The organism is Staphylococcus ratti (assembly GCF_020883535.1).
Lineage (GTDB): Bacteria > Bacillota > Bacilli > Staphylococcales > Staphylococcaceae > Staphylococcus > Staphylococcus ratti.
In genome coordinates this window covers 1,690,346-1,710,417 of record NZ_CP086654.1, presented here as the reverse complement: position 1 = coordinate 1,710,417, position 20,072 = coordinate 1,690,346, and the positions used below count along the sequence as shown (strand labels likewise).

At 32.6% G+C, this 20,072-nt stretch carries 18 protein-coding genes, 1 pseudogene and 1 riboswitch; of the genes and pseudogenes, 14 read left to right on the top strand and 5 right to left on the bottom strand.

From position 1 onward, the window contains the following. Positions 1-759 precede the first annotated feature (759 nt). The 8 genes from LN051_RS08190 (at position 760) to LN051_RS08155 (ending at position 10,855) form a co-directional block, all read left to right on the top strand. Complete coding sequence (locus tag LN051_RS08190) at positions 760-2,244, top strand: UDP-N-acetylmuramoyl-L-alanyl-D-glutamate--L-lysine ligase (RefSeq protein ID WP_229292051.1); 1,485 nt, start codon at positions 760-762, stop codon at positions 2,242-2,244. Next, on the top strand, positions 2,234-2,473 hold the full coding sequence (locus LN051_RS08185; protein WP_229292050.1) for a YueH family protein: 240 nt from the start codon (positions 2,234-2,236) through the stop codon (positions 2,471-2,473). Before LN051_RS08190 ends, LN051_RS08185 begins: the two co-directional genes overlap by 11 nt. A 13-nt stretch (positions 2,474-2,486) precedes the next feature. Next, positions 2,487-4,049 carry a peptide chain release factor 3 gene (locus LN051_RS08180; RefSeq protein WP_229292049.1) on the top strand — a complete coding sequence of 521 codons (1,563 nt, stop codon included), beginning with the start codon at positions 2,487-2,489 and terminating at the stop codon, positions 4,047-4,049. A 100-nt stretch (positions 4,050-4,149) separates the two neighbouring features. Next, positions 4,150-4,252: riboswitch (yybP-ykoY riboswitch) on the top strand. Between the two features lie 105 nt (positions 4,253-4,357). Continuing rightward, on the top strand, positions 4,358-5,161 hold the full coding sequence (locus tag LN051_RS08175) for a TerC family protein (protein WP_229293655.1): 804 nt from the start codon (positions 4,358-4,360) through the stop codon (positions 5,159-5,161). Between the two features lie 204 nt (positions 5,162-5,365). Next, positions 5,366-6,970 (top strand): S1C family serine protease, encoded by a 1,605-nt coding sequence (locus LN051_RS08170; protein WP_229292048.1) that lies wholly within the window; start codon positions 5,366-5,368, stop codon positions 6,968-6,970. 16 nt (positions 6,971-6,986) lie between these two features. Next, positions 6,987-8,345, top strand: coding sequence for a TrkH family potassium uptake protein (locus tag LN051_RS08165; protein ID WP_229292047.1), 1,359 nt, complete (start codon positions 6,987-6,989; stop codon positions 8,343-8,345). Between the two features lie 214 nt (positions 8,346-8,559). Next, positions 8,560-9,042 carry an IS200/IS605 family transposase gene (gene tnpA, locus LN051_RS08160; RefSeq protein WP_229292046.1) on the top strand — a complete coding sequence of 161 codons (483 nt, stop codon included), beginning with the start codon at positions 8,560-8,562 and terminating at the stop codon, positions 9,040-9,042. Positions 9,043-9,349: 307 nt separating this feature from the next. Further along, positions 9,350-10,855, top strand: coding sequence for a bifunctional metallophosphatase/5'-nucleotidase (locus LN051_RS08155; RefSeq protein ID WP_229293654.1), 1,506 nt, complete (start codon positions 9,350-9,352; stop codon positions 10,853-10,855). Between the two features lie 147 nt (positions 10,856-11,002). On the opposite strand, the gene LN051_RS08150 is transcribed toward LN051_RS08155, so the two are convergent. Together LN051_RS08150 and LN051_RS08145 are read right to left on the bottom strand one after the other, a co-directional pair. After that, positions 11,003-11,605, bottom strand: a complete 603-nt coding sequence (locus tag LN051_RS08150) for a CPBP family glutamic-type intramembrane protease (protein ID WP_229293653.1) — start codon at positions 11,603-11,605, stop codon at positions 11,003-11,005. Between the two features lie 6 nt (positions 11,606-11,611). After that, positions 11,612-11,797, bottom strand: a complete 186-nt coding sequence (locus LN051_RS08145) for a YkvS family protein (RefSeq protein ID WP_037572105.1) — start codon at positions 11,795-11,797, stop codon at positions 11,612-11,614. 174 nt (positions 11,798-11,971) lie between these two features. Between LN051_RS08145 and LN051_RS08140 the strand changes: the two genes are divergently transcribed. After that, positions 11,972-12,964, top strand: coding sequence for a lipoate--protein ligase (locus LN051_RS08140; protein WP_229292045.1), 993 nt, complete (start codon positions 11,972-11,974; stop codon positions 12,962-12,964). 65 nt (positions 12,965-13,029) lie between these two features. Here LN051_RS08140 and LN051_RS08135 read toward each other — a convergent pair whose 3' ends face one another. Continuing rightward, on the bottom strand, positions 13,030-13,257 hold the full coding sequence (locus LN051_RS08135; protein WP_229292044.1) for an IDEAL domain-containing protein: 228 nt from the start codon (positions 13,255-13,257) through the stop codon (positions 13,030-13,032). A 221-nt stretch (positions 13,258-13,478) separates the two neighbouring features. Here LN051_RS08135 and LN051_RS08130 point away from each other — a divergent pair, with 221 nt between their 5' ends. Further along, positions 13,479-14,117 carry a competence protein ComK gene (locus LN051_RS08130; RefSeq protein ID WP_229292043.1) on the top strand — a complete coding sequence of 213 codons (639 nt, stop codon included), beginning with the start codon at positions 13,479-13,481 and terminating at the stop codon, positions 14,115-14,117. A gap of 592 nt (positions 14,118-14,709) precedes the next feature. Here the strand turns inward: LN051_RS08130 and LN051_RS08125 are convergent. Next, positions 14,710-15,853 (bottom strand): annotated as a pseudogene (locus LN051_RS08125) (IS3 family transposase). Between the two features lie 146 nt (positions 15,854-15,999). Next, on the bottom strand, positions 16,000-16,146 hold the full coding sequence (locus LN051_RS08120) for a tail fiber domain-containing protein (RefSeq protein ID WP_229292042.1): 147 nt from the start codon (positions 16,144-16,146) through the stop codon (positions 16,000-16,002). Between the two features lie 286 nt (positions 16,147-16,432). Between LN051_RS08120 and LN051_RS08115 the strand changes: the two genes are divergently transcribed. The 4 genes from LN051_RS08115 to LN051_RS08100 are packed head-to-tail and all read left to right on the top strand — an operon-like array spanning position 16,433 to position 20,061. Beyond that, positions 16,433-17,755, top strand: a complete 1,323-nt coding sequence (locus tag LN051_RS08115) for a radical SAM protein (RefSeq protein WP_229292041.1) — start codon at positions 16,433-16,435, stop codon at positions 17,753-17,755. Next, positions 17,742-18,449, top strand: coding sequence for a hypothetical protein (locus LN051_RS08110; protein ID WP_229292040.1), 708 nt, complete (start codon positions 17,742-17,744; stop codon positions 18,447-18,449). The genes LN051_RS08115 and LN051_RS08110 overlap by 14 nt, the downstream gene beginning before the upstream one ends. Before the next feature lie 3 nt (positions 18,450-18,452). Beyond that, positions 18,453-19,007 (top strand): hypothetical protein, encoded by a 555-nt coding sequence (locus LN051_RS08105; RefSeq protein ID WP_229292039.1) that lies wholly within the window; start codon positions 18,453-18,455, stop codon positions 19,005-19,007. Further along, positions 18,982-20,061 carry a YcaO-like family protein gene (locus LN051_RS08100; RefSeq protein ID WP_229292038.1) on the top strand — a complete coding sequence of 360 codons (1,080 nt, stop codon included), beginning with the start codon at positions 18,982-18,984 and terminating at the stop codon, positions 20,059-20,061. Before LN051_RS08105 ends, LN051_RS08100 begins: the two co-directional genes overlap by 26 nt. The last annotated feature ends 11 nt before the right edge of the window (positions 20,062-20,072 follow it).

The following is a 20,072-nucleotide window of genomic DNA, read 5'->3' as shown; positions in this document are numbered from 1 at the left end:
ATCTGCATGTTACAGAATCAAGTGCGGTAATAATACTGATTAATGCGTTTGAATATACATTTAGTGTAACTTAAAATGTATACTTTGTGAAAAGATTATTGTGAACCTAACAAAATCATTACAATTTTAATGTGATATAAGTGATATTAAAGTTTGCTGAAAGTTATACCAATAATGATGATGTTAGTAAAAAATTAGAGGCTAAGAACAGGGACATATATTGAAAGCGTATTTTAGACAACCGTTCAATGCATGCCAGCTATACCTTGAGTGTTCACGTGTTATGGGCTTCTCTAAATCGAGTATCATTTGCTCAGAATAATGTGTGTGAATCATACTTATGCATCTCCTAAGTGTTATAGAAGCGATATCTTTCTTATCTTATTTCCCTTTTTCAGCTAAATAAATTCATTACTATATCTTAATATATACATAACATTGATACAACAATAAAATGAATGGGATATAAAGTAAAGATAGCATTTTGTTTCATGCAAAAAATTTACTTTAAACGTTTCTGCTTCTAAATTATTGTAAGTATCATACTATATCCAACACAGCCAAGTATTTAATGTGTAATTAGCGTAACCATGAGGCAATCAATTTGTTACATAACAATTTTTTAATTTTATATTTCTTTAAAAGACAATATTAATTAGGTGGAAAATCGTTTATTAATGGTAAAATCATCCTGGTTTTTATATGATTTTAATGAGAAAAGTGTATAATGAGTGAGTGTAAATAAAAGGAGAGATTTCTGTGAATGCGCAACAGCTATTTGAAAATGTTTTAATAAAAAATGTCAGTGGAACATTGGATAGAGAAATTATAGATATTACGACAGATTCTAGAACAGCAAAAGTGGGAAGTATTTTTATTGCTTCTGAAGGTTACACTGTAGATAGTCACCAATTTGCGCAACAGGTTGTAGATGCAGGTTGTCGACTGGTTGTAGTGAATAGAATGCTACCTCTTGAAGGAGACGTAACGCAAGTTGTTGTTCCTGACACATTAAGAGTAGCAAGTCACCTCGCACACCGTTTATACAACTATCCAAGTCAACATTTAACAACGATTGGGGTTACTGGAACCAATGGAAAAACTTCCATTGCGACAATGATTCACCATATTTACCGTAAATTGGGCAAAGGAAGTGCTTATTTAGGTACGAATGGCTTTCAAATCAATGAAAAAATAACGAAAGGCACAAATACAACACCTGAAACAGTTACATTAACAAAACGTCTTCATGAAGCAGTTGAATCAGGAGCTGAAGCGATGACGCTTGAGGTTTCTTCACATGGATTGGCATTAGGGCGTTTAAGTGGTGTGACATTCGATGTTGCTATTTTTTCAAATTTAACGCAAGATCACCTTGATTTTCATGGTACAATGGAAGCTTATGGCCACGCCAAGTCGCTGTTATTTAGTCAATTAGGGCAAGATTTATCTAAAGACAAATATGCAATTGTGAATAATGATGATGCATTTTCAAAATATTTAAAGACCGTAACGCCTTATGAAACGTTGACCTATGGGATTGATACGGAATCACAATTTATGGCGACGAATATACAAGAATCTTTACAAGGTGTGACATTTGATTTTGTGACACCATTTGGAGTTTATCCAGTTAGCTCACCTTATGTAGGACGTTTTAATATTGCTAATTTAATGGCTGCCATGTTAGGAGTATGGGTTAAAGGTGCTGAACTCGAAACGATTACACGTTTAGTTAGTAATTTAGAACCTGTAGAAGGTCGTTTAGAAGTACTTGATCCTAACTTGCCTATCGATTTAATTATCGATTATGCACATACTGCAGATGGTATGACAAAATTAATGGATGCAGTGAAGCCATTCGTAAAACAGAAACTGATTTTTCTTGTTGGCATGGCTGGAGAACGTGATTTAACGAAAACACCAGAAATGGGGCGGGTAGCTTCTCAAGCGGATTATGTTATTTTTACACCAGACAATCCTGCGAATGATGACCCTAAAATGTTAACAGCTGAACTGGCAAAAGGGGCGACACATGACAATTATGTTGAATTTACAGATCGTGCAGAAGGTATTCGACATGCAATAGACGTTGCAGAGCCGGGTGACACAGTTGTACTTGCATCTAAAGGGCGTGAACCTTACCAAATTATGCCAGGCCATGTAAAGGTACCGCATCGTGATGATTTGATTGGTCTTGAAGCGGCATATCAAAAATTTGGAGGTGGACCTGTTGAAGATTAGAGAAAGTCACAGTGAAAACTATTCTGCAAAAGTGTTCATTTATCAAAATAAAAAAGAAGATTATTTTATCGTTTCAATACCGGATTTAAATTGGTCTATTGCTATTGATGATAGATTGTATGGTGAAAGTTTGACAGAACATTTATATATGCATTTATTCAATGTTGTAGAAGAAAACGAAGCAGAGTTACTCGCATTGCGTATTACACATTGGTTACAAGAAGTATAAAAGGAGAACATAAATGAGTATTAAAGAAGAAGTACAATCCCGTAAAACATTTGCGATTATTTCGCATCCAGATGCTGGGAAAACAACGTTAACAGAAAAATTATTATTTTTTAGTGGTGCTATTCGTGAAGCTGGTACAGTTAAAGGGAAAAAAACAGGAAAATTCGCAACAAGTGACTGGATGAAAGTAGAACAAGAACGTGGTATTTCCGTAACGAGTTCAGTAATGCAGTTTGACTATGATAATTTCAAAATTAATATTTTAGATACGCCTGGACACGAAGATTTTTCAGAAGATACGTATCGTACGCTTATGGCTGTTGACAGTGCTGTGATGGTCATTGACTGCGCTAAAGGAATTGAGCCTCAAACGTTGAAATTATTCAAAGTATGTAAAATGCGTGGCATCCCTATTTTTACGTTTATTAATAAGCTTGACCGCGTGGGTAAAGATCCATTTGACTTATTAGATGAGATTGAATCAACGCTTGGTATCGAGACATATCCTATGAACTGGCCAATTGGAATGGGGCAAAATTTCTTTGGTATTATTGACCGCAAAGCACGAACGATTGAACCATTTAGAGATGAAGAGAACACGCTCCACATTAATGAGGACTATGAATTAGAAGAAACACATCCTATTGCTCAAGATAGTGTGTTCCAACAAGCGATTGAAGAATTAATGTTAGTGGATGAAGCAGGTGAAGCTTTTGATACAGAAGCATTAATGAAAGGGGACTTAACACCAGTATTCTTTGGTTCAGCCCTAGCAAATTTCGGTGTACAAAACTTCTTAAATGCCTATGTGGATCATGCACCAATGCCACATGCGCGTCAAACTGAAGAAGATATCGATGTGAGTCCTTACGATGACCAATTCTCTGGTTTTATTTTTAAAATTCAAGCCAATATGGACCCAAGACATCGTGACCGTATCGCGTTTATGCGTGTCGTAAGTGGTGCTTTTGAAAGAGGCATGGACGTTAAATTACAACGTACAAATAAAAAACAAAAGATTACACGTTCTACAAGTTTTATGGCTGACGATAAAGAAACGGTCAATCACGCAGTAGCTGGTGATATTATTGGCCTTTACGACACAGGAAATTATCAAATCGGTGATACATTAGTAGGTGGCAATCAAAAGTTCAACTTTAAAGCTTTACCACAGTTCACACCTGAAATTTTTATGAAAGTGTCGGCTAAAAATGTAATGAAACAAAAACATTTTCATAAAGGAATTGAACAATTAGTGCAAGAAGGCGCAATCCAATACTACAAATCGCCACATACGAATCAAGTGATTTTAGGTGCAGTAGGACAATTGCAGTTCGAAGTGTTTGAACATCGTATGAAAAATGAATATAACGTAGATGTAATCATGGAACCTGTAGGTAAAAAGATTGCCCGTTGGATTAAAAATGAAGATGCAATTCAAGAAAAAATGAATACAAGTCGTTCTATTTTAGTGAATGACCGCTATGATAATAAAGTATTTTTATTTGAAAATGAGTTTGCGACACGTTGGTTTGAAGAAAAATTCCCTGAAATTGAGCTTTATAGCTTACTATAATCTTATTTTTTAATATAAGATGTGCATCTATCGATAAACAGACTGTTATTTTCAAGAAGAATTGGGTATAATAGTCACATCATAATTAAATACCTAGGACATTTCTGTCAGAGGGGAGTAACTTGTTTAACGTTTACACGTTAAAAACGCTTTGTCGTCATTACGAAGAGGCATCTTCCGGTGAAGCGGGCAATACTTTTGCTAAGTGAGACCTTTGCTATATGATTTAGCATGGGTCTCTTTAATTATGCAAAAAGCGATGGTAAGGTATGAAATTATATTTTGTACATTATCTCTATATAGGAGGGATTATTTTGGATCCAACGTTATTGTTAACCTATGGATGGGTAATATTAGTACTCGTATTTTTAGAAGGTTTGCTTGCAGCGGACAATGCGGTTGTTATGGCTGTTATGGTAAAACACTTACCGCCAAAACAACGAAAAAGAGCTTTATTTTACGGGCTATTAGGTGCTTTTGTTTTTCGTTTTATTGCTTTATTCTTAATTAGTATTTTAGTGAATTTCTGGTGGATACAAGCGTTAGGTGCAGTTTACCTCATTTATATGGCTATCAAAAATCTGTATGAATTCTTTAAAAAGAAACAACATGGTGAAGAAATGCCTGACAATGATGATCACCACTATGATGAATCAGGCGTAGAAAAAGAAGTAAGTGCTAAAGAATTTTGGGGCACAGTAGCCAAAGTAGAATTTGCTGACATTGCTTTCGCGATTGACTCAATGCTTGCTGCATTAGCGATTGCGGTTACGCTGCCTAAGTTAGGTGTTCATTTTGGTGGTATGGATGCCGGACAATTTGGCGTTATGTTTTTAGGTGGTTTAATTGGCGTTATTTTAATGCGTTTTGCCGCTACAGTTTTCGTAGAACTTTTGAACAAATATCCAGGTCTAGAAGGTGCAGCGTTTGCGATTGTAGGTTGGGTAGGTATTAAACTTGTTGTGTTAGTATTGGCACACGATGATATCGGTTTAATTCCACATGATTTCCCACATTCAACACTTTGGCAAATCATTTTCTGGACAGTTATGATTGGTTTAGTTATTATCGGCTGGTTAACTTCAGTAGCTAAAAACAAAAAACATTCTTAAAACTGTAAATAAAACAAACACGTTTTGAAGCGTGTGTAGCATAGAAGCGGCTAGGACTTAAAGAGTTCTAGCCGCTTCTTTTTTATTGGTGAAAATATGTGTCCTGTTTTTTACTTTTTCATTTTTAGGTGGATTATTAAAGAAATTTGCAAACCAATATGTCATAATAAAAGATAAGCACATAAACTGAGGAGGGCGTGAGCATTGGATCAAGATAAAAAACATGTCATTCCGCGACACACATACAAACGTAAACGACGCGAATTTTTTCATAATGATGAACGTGAAGCACGTATCAAAGCTGAAGAAGAAGCGTCTAAACAAAAAGCCGAGCGCGAAAAGGCACAAGTTAGAAATAATGAAGAGCGCGTCAAAGATAATTTAAGAAAAGCGCGCATTGAAAAAATCACACATGAAGATAAAATCAATACAGCATCTCAGACTACAGAAGGGAAAGAACTAGAAAAAGAACCTGTATCTAAACAGACTGCAGTGGAACAAAATTATTTATATAAACAACAAGCTGAAGAAATAAAAAAACAAACTTCATCGAAACAACATAACGCTATACATAAGTCATCGCAAACGACTGCCTCTCAAGAAGAGGAAACGCCTTTAAACGCTCGAGATAAGCATCGTTATACTAATAAAAAAGATTGGACAGAAAAAATAACGAAATTTATTTCCAAAGAATGGGCAAAATTATTAATCGTAGTAGCTGTAATTTTAATTTTAGTACTTTTGTATGCCATTTTTAGTAACGTAAATCATAGTGGAGATAACGTGCGTAATGCAGTTGGCAATCAACAAACGCATAAGCAAATCACACCAACGATGACCCATGCCAATACCGCTTTAAATTCAGTTGTAGCTGTTGAAAGTCAATCTCAATCTACTGCAGAGCATGTTCAAGCTATTAAAAATCAGGCACAACAAGAAAATGAAACAGGTTCAGGTGTCGTCTACAAAAAAGTAGACGGCACTCTTTATATACTTACAAATGCGCATGTCATTGGTAAAAGTGAACATCAAACATTAACGTATCTCTCAGATAAAAAAGTGACAGCTACTGTAGTTGGAACGGACAAGTGGTCAGATATTGCTGTGTTGAAAGTACCAGAAAAAGAAGCAAAACAACTCAAACCGTTACATACAGGAGATTCAGATAAGTTAATGCTTGGTGAGCCAATTATTGTAATGGGCAATCCTTTAGGGTTAGATTTTTATAATTCAGTAGGAGAAGGCATTGTTTCAGGTTTAAACCGTAATGTACCAGTTGATATTGACAAAGATAAGCAATATGATACATTGTTACATGCCTTTCAAGTAGATGCACCAGTAAATCCAGGAGATTCGGGTGGCGCCATTATTGATCAGAAAGGGGATTTAGTAGGTATTGCATCATTGAAAATTAGTATGCCTAATGTTGAAGGCATGGCGTTTGGGATTCCTATCAATGATGCATTAAAAATTGCTAAAAAGTTAGAAAAAGAGGGTAAAATTGATTATCCGAATTCATTTATCAAGACACAAAATGTATCCGAATTAACTGCCAATGAACGTGTGTCTTTAAAAATCCCTGAAGTACTGAAGCAAGGTGTTGTCGTGAGAGAAATCGAAAATAATCGTCTAGCTAAAAATTCAGGATTACAAAAAGATGATATTATTATAGAATTAGATAGACAACCTATAAAAGACTCATTATCCTATAAACAAAAACTTTTCCAACATTTAGACACCTCACAAAAAGTGAGATTAAAGATATTGCGTCAAGGTCAAACAGAGCACATTGCATTTAAATTGAAATAACGTGGAGTGAACAATCTTGTCGATAGTGAAACAACTCTTAAAAAAAGCAAGTCCGCAACAAGGGATAGTATTGTATTATCTTGTCGCCATCGTCATTGCATTTTTATTATTAAATATACCTGGCGTGCATAAACCTGGTGTCAAAGTTGCCCCTATTGATACATTATTTGTAGCCGTTTCAGGTGTAAGTGTCACAGGATTAACACCAGTAAATATTTCAGAAACGTATTCAACATTCGGTTATGTCATCATTTTAATTATTTTGAATATTGGTGGTATCGGTGTAATGGCTATCGGTACGCTCTTATGGGTAGTACTAGGAAAGCATATCGGTATTCGAGAACGTCAATTAATTATGTTAGATAATAATAGAGAGTCTATGAGTGGAACTGTAAAATTAATTTTAGATATCGTGCGTGCCATGTTGTTAATTGAAGCAGTAGGAGCAATATTATTGTCGTTTTATTTTTATCGTGAACTTCATGATATTAAAGAGGCGGTTATCCAAGGCATATTTGTCTCCATTTCGGCAACTACAAATGGGGGACTAGATATTACAGGAGAATCATTGATTCCTTATGCTACAGATTACTTCGTACAAACGATTATTATATTTCTAATTATTTTAGGCTCTATTGGCTTCCCCGTTTTATTAGAAGTTAAAGCGTATATTACAAATCGTATTCCTAATTTTAGATTTACGTTATTTACGAAAATAACGACTGTGACTTATTTAGCTATATTGATTGTAGGAGTTATTGGTATTTTACTTATGGAAAGTCATAGTTTATTGAAGGGATATTCTTGGCATGAATCGTTTTTCTATGCACTTTTCCAATCTGCCACTACAAGAAGTGCTGGTTTACAAACGATCGATGTGTCTCAATTTTCTGATGCTACTAATTTATTTATGGGTGGATTGATGTTCATCGGTTCTTCGCCAAGTTCAGTAGGTGGAGGAATACGGACAACGACGTTTGCGATTTTAATTTTATTTTTACTTAACTATAAACCTAACGCAGAAAAGTCGAGCGTTAAAGCGTTTAATCGAGAAATCCATGCGCAAGATATTCAACGCTCTTTTGCCGTTTTTGCCATTGCTATCTTTTTAACTTTTTTAGGCATGTTTATTATGTTACTTGCTGAGGGCCGCGAATTTAATGTGATTCATATTTATTTCGAAATCATGTCAGCATTCGGAACATGTGGCCTTTCTACTGGAATTACTGGGGAACTCAGTGGCATCTCTAAAGTCGTTTTAATGTGCTTAATGTTTATTGGACGCGTAGGATTGATTTCTTTCATTATTATGTTTAGCGGTAACCGTGAACCTGCGAAATTCCACTTTCCTAAAGAACGGGTACAAATTGGTTAATCAAATGAGAAAGTTAATGGCTATACAAATTTAAGAATAGAGTGGGACAGAAACCGATTTGATTTCTGTCCTACTTTTTTTGTATTAAATGTAAACCATACGCTATGCGTATGGTTCCGGAAAGGTTTCACCGTTGTATTAAAACAGGCACCTCAACATGCTAGAATAATATTTGGTCAGCCAACCAATACTAACTACACGAGGAGATGCCTAAATGTCTAAAGACACAAACAGTTTAGCACATACAAAGTGGAATTGTAAGTATCACATAGTTTTCGCACCTAAATATAGAAGACAAATTATATATGGAAAAATAAAAAGGGATATCGGCATAATTTTAAGACAGCTTTGTGAAAGAAAAGGCGTAGAAATTATAGAGGCCGAAGCATGTAAAGATCATATTCATATGTTGGTAAGTATACCGCCCAAAATAAGTGTTTCCCAATTTGTAGGTTATTTAAAGGGGAAAAGCAGTCTAATGATTTTTGATAGACATGCTCATTTGAAATACAAGTATGGGAATAGAAAGTTTTGGTGTAAGGGTTTTTATGTAGACACGGTCGGAAGAAACAAAAAGGTAATAGAAGAATATATACGAAATCAATTACAAGAGGATGTCGTTGCAGAGCAACTTACAATGGTGGAATATATAGATCCATTTACAGGGGAAGAAAATAAAAAGTTGAGAAAAAAATAGAACCCTTTTAAGGGTTGCTGAGAAAGTAGTACAGTTGGCTGATCTTTTCAGTGCCCTTATAAGGGCTGGTCAGTAACAGAGGCTTTCAGCCGCAGAGCAAACCACCCGTTTTACGGGTGGTTATGATTACTAGGTATACTTAGTCGGTAAAATTTGAGTGATTATTTTGTGTATAAGTCGGCTTCCAATCTAAATGTTTGTATTTACCCGTTTTTAGTATAAAAGATGAAGAACGATTCAAAATGCGTCAATGTGATTTTTTAAAGTATGATAAAATAAACTCAAATGTTTAAAAGGGGTTCTGATGATGCGTCAACATGAGGAGATTCGTGTCCAAATTTTAGCTACATCTGATATTCATAGTCATATTTTAAATGGCGAAGAAGGTGCACAAATATACCGTGCAGGAACTTATGTATCTGAAATTCGTCAACGTGAAGATCATGTACTTTTACTTGATAATGGAGGAAGTTTAGCAGGAAATATTGTCGCTTTTTATTATGCGATTATTGCACCTCATAAGCGTCATCCTATGATCAAATTAATGAATGCATTAGATTATAATGCAAGTGGAGTAAGTGCGGATGAATTTAAGTTTGGATTAGACTTTTTAAATCGTTCTGTGGCGTTATCACGTTTTCCATGGTTATCTGCCAATATCGAATATGCGATGACACATGAACCTTATTTTTCTACACCGTATTTTATTCATAAAATAGATGATTTACGTATTGCGGTTATCGGACTGACTTCTGAATCATTAGTTAAAAATGAAAACATAGAAATGGAAAAAGATATTGCAATTGAACGTGCCACAATTTCAGCCAAACGTTGGATTCGATATATTTATGAAGCTGAAGCACCAGACTTTCTTATCGTTCTTTATCATGGAGGGGTCTCAACGTCGCAACGGACTGAAAAAGAGGTGGCAGATCAATATGCGCATGAAATACTAAAAAATATTGGTATTGTAGATTTATTTATTACGGGGCATCAACGTGCAACAACGTTGGAGCATGAGGATGGCACGCTCTTTGTTAGAGCCGGCCAAAACGGGGAGCATCTTGTACACGTAGAGATTACTTTTAGACGTCGCCAATCTTCTTATGAAACATTGAAAATAGAACCTACTATCGTCACTTTAAGTGATTATGAAGAACATCCAGAACTTTTAGAAATGACACGCTATGATCGTAAAGCGGTTCAAAAATGGAAAAATGAAGGCATTCATGGAGCTAAAGTAGACACATGTTTCTTCGATTTTCAAGAACTGTTACTAAAACCACATCCATTTATTGAATTATTACATGAAAGTATGGGGCTTCATCATCAAGTTAATATCAGTTGTGTTCATTTGCCACTTCCTTTATCAAAAGGTCTCAAAAGCCCTATTCAGCATAAAGATGTTTATGACGCCTACCCTCATCCGGATCAACTGATTGAGGTCACATTACGCGGACAAGTGATAAAAACGCTTATCGAAAAAAGTGTTGCCTATCTACAAGAAGAAGCGGGAACATTGAAATTGTCCCAATTAGATCCGACGCGCTTTCTTTTTTGGAAAGGATTTGATTACACAATAGATATGTCACAACCTGTTCATCAACGTGTAACGCAAATGAGCTTACGCCAAGACTATACGTATCGTGTTACGATGACGGATTATTGCTATCGTCATTACCGTCAATATTTGAAAGATGCACCAATACATGAAGTATCTAAGCAGTCTATGCCAGAACTGATGATTGAGCGTCTGTCGTCATCGGAACCTATAAAAGAAGCCCAACAAAATATGTATATTGTCGGCTATTAAAGCGAAAAGGTTGTCTACAAATATAAAAAATAGAGAGTGAGAAAAATCGACAAGATTTCTCTCACTCTTTCATCTCAAATGATTTGAGTTTGGAAGATAGGCGTCATTTGTAGTGTAAAAAAACAAATTTGCTTCTCCTCATATCTTTTACCCGTGGAATATGAGTAAAAGGACCACCGCTACAATCTGTGCTACTGTTGTCGTTACAATTCGGCGTGTATAGGCATAACTTAGTCCTAAAATTAATTGACATACAAAGATGAAAAGCACAACCCACCAACGATCCAAGTATAAGAAGAAGGAACTAGATAAACCAGCGCTTACAACAATTCCAATCCATGGTCGTTGAAATAATTGTGTGAGTTCTTTTTGTAAAATGGTACGCATATACAATTCATGACATGGCATCACACACAACAATGTGATTAACATTTGCCATTTGAAATAAACGCCTGTTCGAGACAGTTGCTTAATAAGTGATGTATAAGTTAAATCTGAGGTGATAAAAGCAAAAATGACTTGAACTAATATCAACGCTAACCCTGTTGCCAAACCGATAGCAATAGAGGTAAGCAATCGTTTAGATGCGATATCGCGTTGATAAAATACGTAACTAATACCTGCAATGAGCATAATGCCAGTATATAATTGCCAATAAACGTTATATTCGCCCCACATGATGAAGAGTATAATGTGGAAACAAATAAAACTTAAAATAAACCAAAGTAGCGGTTTGTTCATTTTTTTCATCATAAGTTATCCTTCTTGTTCAACAATCTTATATCTTTTATGATTAATGACTGTTTTTTCTGGTAAATCAAGTGAAGCAAAATTGTCCATTATTGTAAGGTCTACAATAACAGAATTATCGTTGATTTTTTCAACTTTTCCTCTAATGCCATCATAAAATTCTACGATATCTCCAACTTCTGCAATCGTCATGCTTAAGCCCCCTTAGAAATTTAACTAGCATATATTGTACTAAAATTTACAATTTAAATAAACAATTTACGTTAATTTTAATCTTTTTGTCATCTATAAGTCTAAACAGTAGCATATTCCCCTTGCATCGTGCGATATTTAATTTAATAAAGTGTATTAAAGGAGGTAAAGACGATGAAATTTATTAGCAATCGAAATATGACCGATCCTACGATGAATTTAGCGATGGAAGAGTATGTTTTAAACACAGTTCCTATGGACGAAGAGGAGAGTTATTTTTTATTTTACATTAATAGACCTTCTATTATCGTAGGGAAAAACCAAAATACGATAGAAGAAGTGCATCAACCTTATATAGAGGCAAATCAAATTGACGTAGTACGCCGTATTTCTGGTGGTGGCGCGGTCTATCATGATTTTGGAAATTTAAATTTTAGCTTTATTACGAAAGATGATGGTCAAAGCTTTCACAATTTCAAAAAATTCACGCAGCCTATTGTAGATGCTTTAAATCAGATGGGTGTCAAAGCATCGTTAACAGGACGAAATGATATTCAAGTTGGACTAGCAAAAATTTCTGGGAATGCGATGGTCAAAGTGAAAGACCGTATGTTCAGTCATGGAACATTAATGTTAAATAGTGATCTTGATGAAGTACAAAATGCATTGCGTGTGAACCCTGCTAAAATTCAATCTAAAGGGGTCAAATCTGTACGTAAACGAGTGGCGAACATTCAAGATTTTTTAGACGAACCTTTAGCGATTGAAGACTTTAAAAAAATTATTTTAAAGCATCTTTTCGGAGAGGAAGATGTAGAAGAATACGTATTGACTGAGGAAGATTGGCACAATATTGAGCAATTAAGTATTGAAAAATATCGTACGTGGGATTGGAATTATGGTAAAAATCCAAAATACAATTTTGGAAGAGAGCAAAAATTTGAAAAAGGATTTATTCAAATCAAACTCGATGTCAAAAAAGGACGCATTGAACATGCAAAAATTTTCGGTGATTTTTTTGGAGAAGGGAACGTCACAGATTTAGAGTATGCATTAGAAGGGGTATTACATCAAAAGCAGGCGATTTATGAAGCATTAGAAGGTTTTGACTTTTACTATTATTTTGGAGATATAGCAAAAGAAGATATTATCAATTTAATGGCATAAAAATAACAGGACGATATATTGTAAAGGTGCAATGTGTCGTCCTGTTTTAATATGTGGAGGTAGAACTATCTAATGGTTTCAACTTCTGGGCCCTCCAATTGTAAATAAGCTGTTGTATACATCTTGAAGTTGGCTTCATTTTTGTTTAACAAAGCTTCATCAATTAAGCGTTTGAGCTGTTGTTTACGATGATTTTTAAGTGCATCTTCAATAATCATTTCTACACCTAGTTGATTGACCATGTGCATTGCATTCGTAGTATCATAAAGTTGTGTTTCGATTGGCTGGTTCATAAAAATCACTCCTTTTATGTTGTTAAAATAGTTAGTTAACAGTATAACTAATGAAAGACATAAATGCAATGAATTTTCTGAATTTTTAAAACGTTTTCGATTGAAAGTATCAGACTACCAATATTAAATAAAAATAAATATCAAAAATGTATTGACATATAATGTCTTATGAATATAATTAATAGTATAGAGAGAAAAATATTAAATAAAGGGGGTATTTTATGAATGAATATCCAGTAAGTAAAAATTATATTATTATGAAAGGAGACATGTTTCTTCGTCCAACTAATGGGCCTAACGGTATGAACGAAAGTACTGAAATTTTTAGGTATAGTAAACCACCACTTATTGTTCACGAGACACCACTACAAATTATTGAAAATAGTTGTAAATGTTATGGTGAAACGTATCAATCACGAAAAAATCAAACACGCCGCATTTCTAACCTCAAAAGTAAACTTCCAATTAATATTACACCGATTTTTCCATCTTTTTATTTCCCTACACACTCTGACCGAACATCTGAAAATGCATGGGTAAATATGCACTTCATTGAACAAATTAAAAAGTTACAAGGCGCACGTGTGAAAATCATATTTGTGAATCGTCAATCGGTTATCGTCAATGCATCTGAACATACTATGTCAACGCAATATCGTAATTGTATTACTTTTTCCTATCATTTAGACCGCAAAGCAAAAGCACTTACTTCCAACCCAGACAAGCCTATAGATTATAATAAAGATAATTTCAACATCTACGAAACACTATCAAGATATGCCATTTTAGAAAAGCAACGTGAGGATTATACTAGAGCTCCCGATCCATCCAAACCATTTCCAAATCTCCCAGAAGTATAGATTAATTTCCAATACTAAATGACATCTTATTTTTCCACCTATCTTTATTTCTCTTTTCATTTTCTCAAATTTAGCATTATTAATTGCCAGCTAAAATATCTAGACTAGCCCTTATTTATAAAATAAGCTATCTTTTTATGTTTCATTTATGCAGATTTTAATTGAAAATTGTTGACTATGAGGAAAGAATCACTTTCCTTAATGTAGCGATTTAACAAGCTTAGTAAATTATCCTATAATAGATTTAAATACGTCTGATTTTATAAAATATTAGAAAGATGCGCTTTTATTTCTTAATGTGTATTACACTCAGAAATAAAAGCGTGTTTTTGAATTATAAAATTAAATAACATGCACATTTATCGATAAGAACACCATCCAACATCCATAATTTAAAGTAACTTGCAAGAAAAAGGGGAGATTTGTTAAAAAATCCCCTTGGAATGGGTATAATTAAAAAATTACTATGAATAGATCATAAATATAAATCATGAATGGTGTAAGGGAGGCATAAAAGTGTTTAAGCGTTTAAGAAAATACAAATCTGTTTCAGTGGCTGTAGCACTTCTATATTCAAAATAAAAATGGTATGTCAACAGATTTCTAGACAGTTTTTATAGAAACTATCTTTGTACGCTTTCGGCGTCAGATAATTTAATACACTATGAGGTCGAATGTTGTTATACCAATTAACATAATCAAACAATTCGAGTTTTAAGTGATTAAGAGATTTAAAATCATACTGTTTAATGAATTCAGTTTTTAACGCTTTAAATGTACTTTCAGCTACTGCGTTGTCATATGGACATCCTTTCATGCTTAAAGATCTTTTGATACCAAAGGTATCTAGTACATCATCAATCATATGATTATCAAACTCTTTTCCTCTGTCAGTGTGAAACATTTGTACGTCTCTTAAATCGTGTCTAATGCTACTAAGTGCCTTGGATACAAGCGCGCTGTCTTTCTTTGATCCTGCGCTATGCCCAACAATCTCACGGTTAAAAAGATCAATAAATAAACATATGTAATGCCATTTTCCAGCCACTTTTACATATGTCAAATCACTGACAAGAACTTCCAATGGTTCTTTTCTATTGAAACTTCGATTTAATTCATTATTGATTTCGCGTTCACTTGAGCGAGAAGGAAATGATTTATACTTCGATGTCGTATAAGAAGATACTAATTTATTTGCTTTCATAATACGTCCTATACGTCGTCTTGAAACATTTAAACCATTTTTGATAAGTTCATTTTTAATCCTTCTTGTTCCAAAACATTTGCGATTAGAATTGAAAATCTCGATAATTTTATCGCTAATTTCCTTATCTCGATCATCTTTTTCAACGTTGGGTGATTTGTTAATTTCGTAATAGTAACTACTTCTAGAGATTTGCAGGACTTTGCACATTGCTGATACTGAATATTTATTGGCATTCTTTCGAATGACATCTATTTTCGTCCCATGATCAGCGCTGCTTGCTTTAAAATATCATTTTCCATTTTCAATTGTTGATTTTCTTTACGTAATTTTCTTAGTTCTTTTTCTTCATTAGTTAAGCTATCTTGATGGTTAAATGAACCAGTATTTTGATGTTGCTTAATCCATTTCCCTAACGTCGAAGGTGTTAAATCATATTCACGAGCAATTTCATTTCTAGGTTTACCGTTTTCATAAAGCTTTACATTTGTAATTTAAATTCAGGACTGAAAGTTCTTCTCTCTCTTTTCATAAAAATCGCCTACTTTCTTAATTTAACAATATCTATTCTCATAGAATTTGTCCAACTAAGTGTAGACGATTCACTACATCCCAAAGCACAGATACCATTGCGTAAACATCAATAGAATCTCCTTCATGTAGTATTTCAGGTGTATCCTAAAGGATAACTCCATATTTTGTTTTCTTAACACCAATATCAAGATCTGAATTTAAGTTATATTGCTTGATGTCAGTTTTGTTAAGAATATCTAATGAATCAATTTCCAAATCTTTAATATTAGATTTATACTTTTTACTTGACACACTGCATGTTTATTGTATACACCGATAAATTAACGGAAAATAAAGAAAAATCAAAAAAGTTTGATTATTCTTTAATTGTATTGTAAAATGACATTGTTATTGAAAAATCACATAATTTTGTAAAAGGGGAGATAAACATGAAAATCAAAAAAGTTATCGTTAAGAACGATGAGAAAATTAAGGAACTGCTCGCAGCTTGTGGAAACGTTAATGTATGCAAGGGTAATGGGTAATATTTTCTAAAGGAATGTATTTATACATTCCTTTTTTGTTAAGGGGGAAAAATATGTATATTTCAAAATATAATGTCGATGTATTTAACGATTTAGGTGAATTAATTATTTATAATTCTAAAGATGGAACATTGATAGGGCTTATTGAACAAGAGGATATGCAAGAATACTTAAAGTTAAAGTCTTTACAAAAAATAGGTCATAAAAGTGATTTGATAAATTGTCTTTATGAAGAAGGTTTTATATTAGATGAACAAGAAGACATGAGAAACGTATTCTCAGAACTAGTTGCTAAAAGAGAAGCAACAGACACCTTATTCATATCCATACTTCCAACAGAAGATTGTAATTTTAGATGCGTATACTGTTTTGAACACTTTAAACGAGGGGCAATGAATCAAGATATACAATCAGGTACAATTAACTTTATTAAAAAAACATTAGAAAAATTTGGCTATAGGCATTTACATATAAATTGGTATGGTGGAGAGCCATTATATTCATTAAATGTGATCGAAAAACTATCAGAAGAATTAATGGAATATTGCCATAAAAATAAAATTGAGTATTCCTCAAGCATAACAACAAATGGGTACCTACTAAATAGTAAAGTATTTGCTAAATTATGTGAATACAAAGTTTTAAATTACACTGTAACATTAGATGGAATAAAAGAGGAACATGATAAAACGAGGGTGTTAAAAAATGGAGGTTCTACATTTGATATTATTGTTAAGAATTTGAAGAATATGAAAAATTCTGACATAGAATTTGAACTACAATTAAGGCAGAACTATAGTAGTTCAGCATTAGAGAAATTAGATTCATTCTTATTATATTATAACAATGAATTTGCTGATGATCACCGTTTTAAAAATGTAGATTTAAGACCAATTTTTGAATATAACGGGTATAACGAAGGGAATTATGAGGAGTGTATTATTAATCATAATAAGTTTGAAGGTTTAGAACGTGCGAGTAATTACAGACTATTTAATAAAAAATTGAAATTTTACATACAACCTGGCGGTATTGTCTGCAACGCATCTAATCCTAATTATTGGATGATAGGGTCAGATGGTAAGTTAATGAGGTGTAATATTGAATTAGATACTGAAGAAAGAAATATCGTTGGCCAAATATTTAGAGATAATTATGAAATTTATGTAGGTAAATTATCTAAATGGTTGGATGCCGGCAAAGAAGATAAGACTTGTATGAGCTGTATATTTTCTCCAAACTGTCAAGGGGCATTTTGTGCGCAAAAAAGATTTGATAATGAAAGAGAAGGAGTAAAAGAACAACCATGTCCAGATGAGAAATATAATCTAGCTAGTATTTTAAAATTAGTATATAAAGAGATTGATTATAATTAATAAAAAAATTAAAATAAAATATTTTTATAGCCAGGCGATAGATTCATATTTCGAACGTTTTAACAATATTGAACTTCAAAATTATATAAGTGATAATAACATTAAAAAAAGTTATGAATACACAAACCTTATTATAGATATATATTTTAATAGTATAGGAAAGAAATACAATAATGATATCAATGCAATATTGTTATCATTAATGCAGAATGATTCAAAAATTATTGAAATACCTGACAAATTAAGATTAAACACATATAAAAACAATCAACTTAGATATATAGAAAAACCTATAGAAATTCAAATTGTTTACACTGAAAAAGCTCCTTCTCCACCATTAGGACAGTTTACTAGCTATTTGGATGAACATGACCAGCTGACAATTGTTTGTATAATAGGAAACGTAAAGGAGTATAATGTTACTAATGAATGGATTTGTAGAGGAATAGATTATTCAATATTAAAGTACTTAATTAATAAATTTTTAATTATAGATGATAATTCACTAATGAATAAGTTAATCTGGTTTAGTTATTATTTTATTTTCGAGAGAAAACCTAAAGAATTAGTATTTAATAATTTCGGGAAACAAATGGATGAATTTGAGAGAAATTATAAAGATGAATTGAAAAATAGAAAAAGCTTAAAAGAAAAACTTTATTATATTTATAAAAAAATAGAAAGTGCTGATTGAACAATGAAAATAAATGATAATTACCATATAATTGAACAAGATAAATATATATATGTTCTAAATGTATTTGAAATGTGTGAACAGTACTTAAAAATTGAAATAGAAGATTATAATACTATTCAAAAATTAAAGAGATTAGATAAACCAAATGAAAATGATGAGTATTTAGAAATGTATAATTACCTAAAAAGGGAAAACATTATTATAAATGAAGAATCAAGAGATTACAACAAAGTTATTATTAAATCTTATGAGCAAAATCTCTATATTATAAATTGTGGATTTCCACTTTTAAATATAAGTGTTGAGAATAAAAAAATACACTATATATTTTTTCTTGATCAATGGTTGCACGTAGAACTAGATACTAATTGCCAATGTTTTAACCAAAGATTACTAGCTACACTTCCGTATTTAGAACCTAACAATATTAATATATTGCATGAAGGAAGTCGAAAATTCACAGATGAAGTGTTGGAACTGACGAGTCAAAAGATTTTTTGTTTACCAAATTGTAAAGAGGGGCAATTAAATGAAAAAATTAAATTCTGTGAATAAAATTTATATTATTGAGGAAAATAATATTATAATTAACTACGGTGGTGGCAAAGTAAAGCAATACATATTACAATTGAAAAACTTTAAGGGAGCAACACTAAATGGTGGTTTTTTGATTTGTGGTGGTGTTGATTTAAATTATAAAATAGCCAAAGAAAAGGCTGTTAGTGAATGTATAGAGAGATATACAATGAATCTTTTCGAGCAACCTAGTATGTTAATTGATAAAAGTTTTTCAGAAAATATCAATTTTTTGCAAGATATTAATGGATTTAAATTTAGCAAGGTATATAGCCTCTTGGAGGAAAAAGAAACATACATTCCTTCTCAAATGGTTAATTTTAAATCAGAAGACCATATTTATTATCCCATTTCTTCTAATGGTTTTGCAGCGCACGTAAATAAAGAAAAAATAATTGAGAGTGGAGTAAATGAATGTGTAGAAAGACACTTGACTTTAAAAAACTGGATATGTGATTCGAATAAGAATTATAGATTGATACCAAATGATTATTTAAAAAATCCTATTAAATCTATTGTATTATCAATTGAAAAAATAGGGTATAACGTTAATTTTGTATATATAAAGAATAAATATAAAATTAATTGTGTGAATGTTTTTGTTGTTAAAAATAATAGAGTGTTATTTGGTGCGTCGGCAAATGGAAACTTTGATATTGCGATAAGGAACTCACTGTTCGAAGCGATGTCAAACTTAAGGTGTAATGATAGTTCTTATTATGATGATTTCAATGTAGATAATGTATATCTAAGCAGAATGGCGGAAATAATATCAAATGCTAAAAGTCTAACACGTGAAGATTATGTTGAAAATATACACGTGCTCAAGAGTATATTAAAAGATAAAGTTGAAGTATATTATGCAAATTTTAACAGCAAGGAGTGTAAAGTGAACTATAATAGAGAAGTTGGTCGAATAATAATTCCGAAGTTTATATATTTTACTAATAAACCTACGAACTTTATAAAATTAATGAAGAAAAAAGGCGAATTAAATAAATTGTTTGAATCTAAGATTATAACACCATATTAAAAAGCTGATTA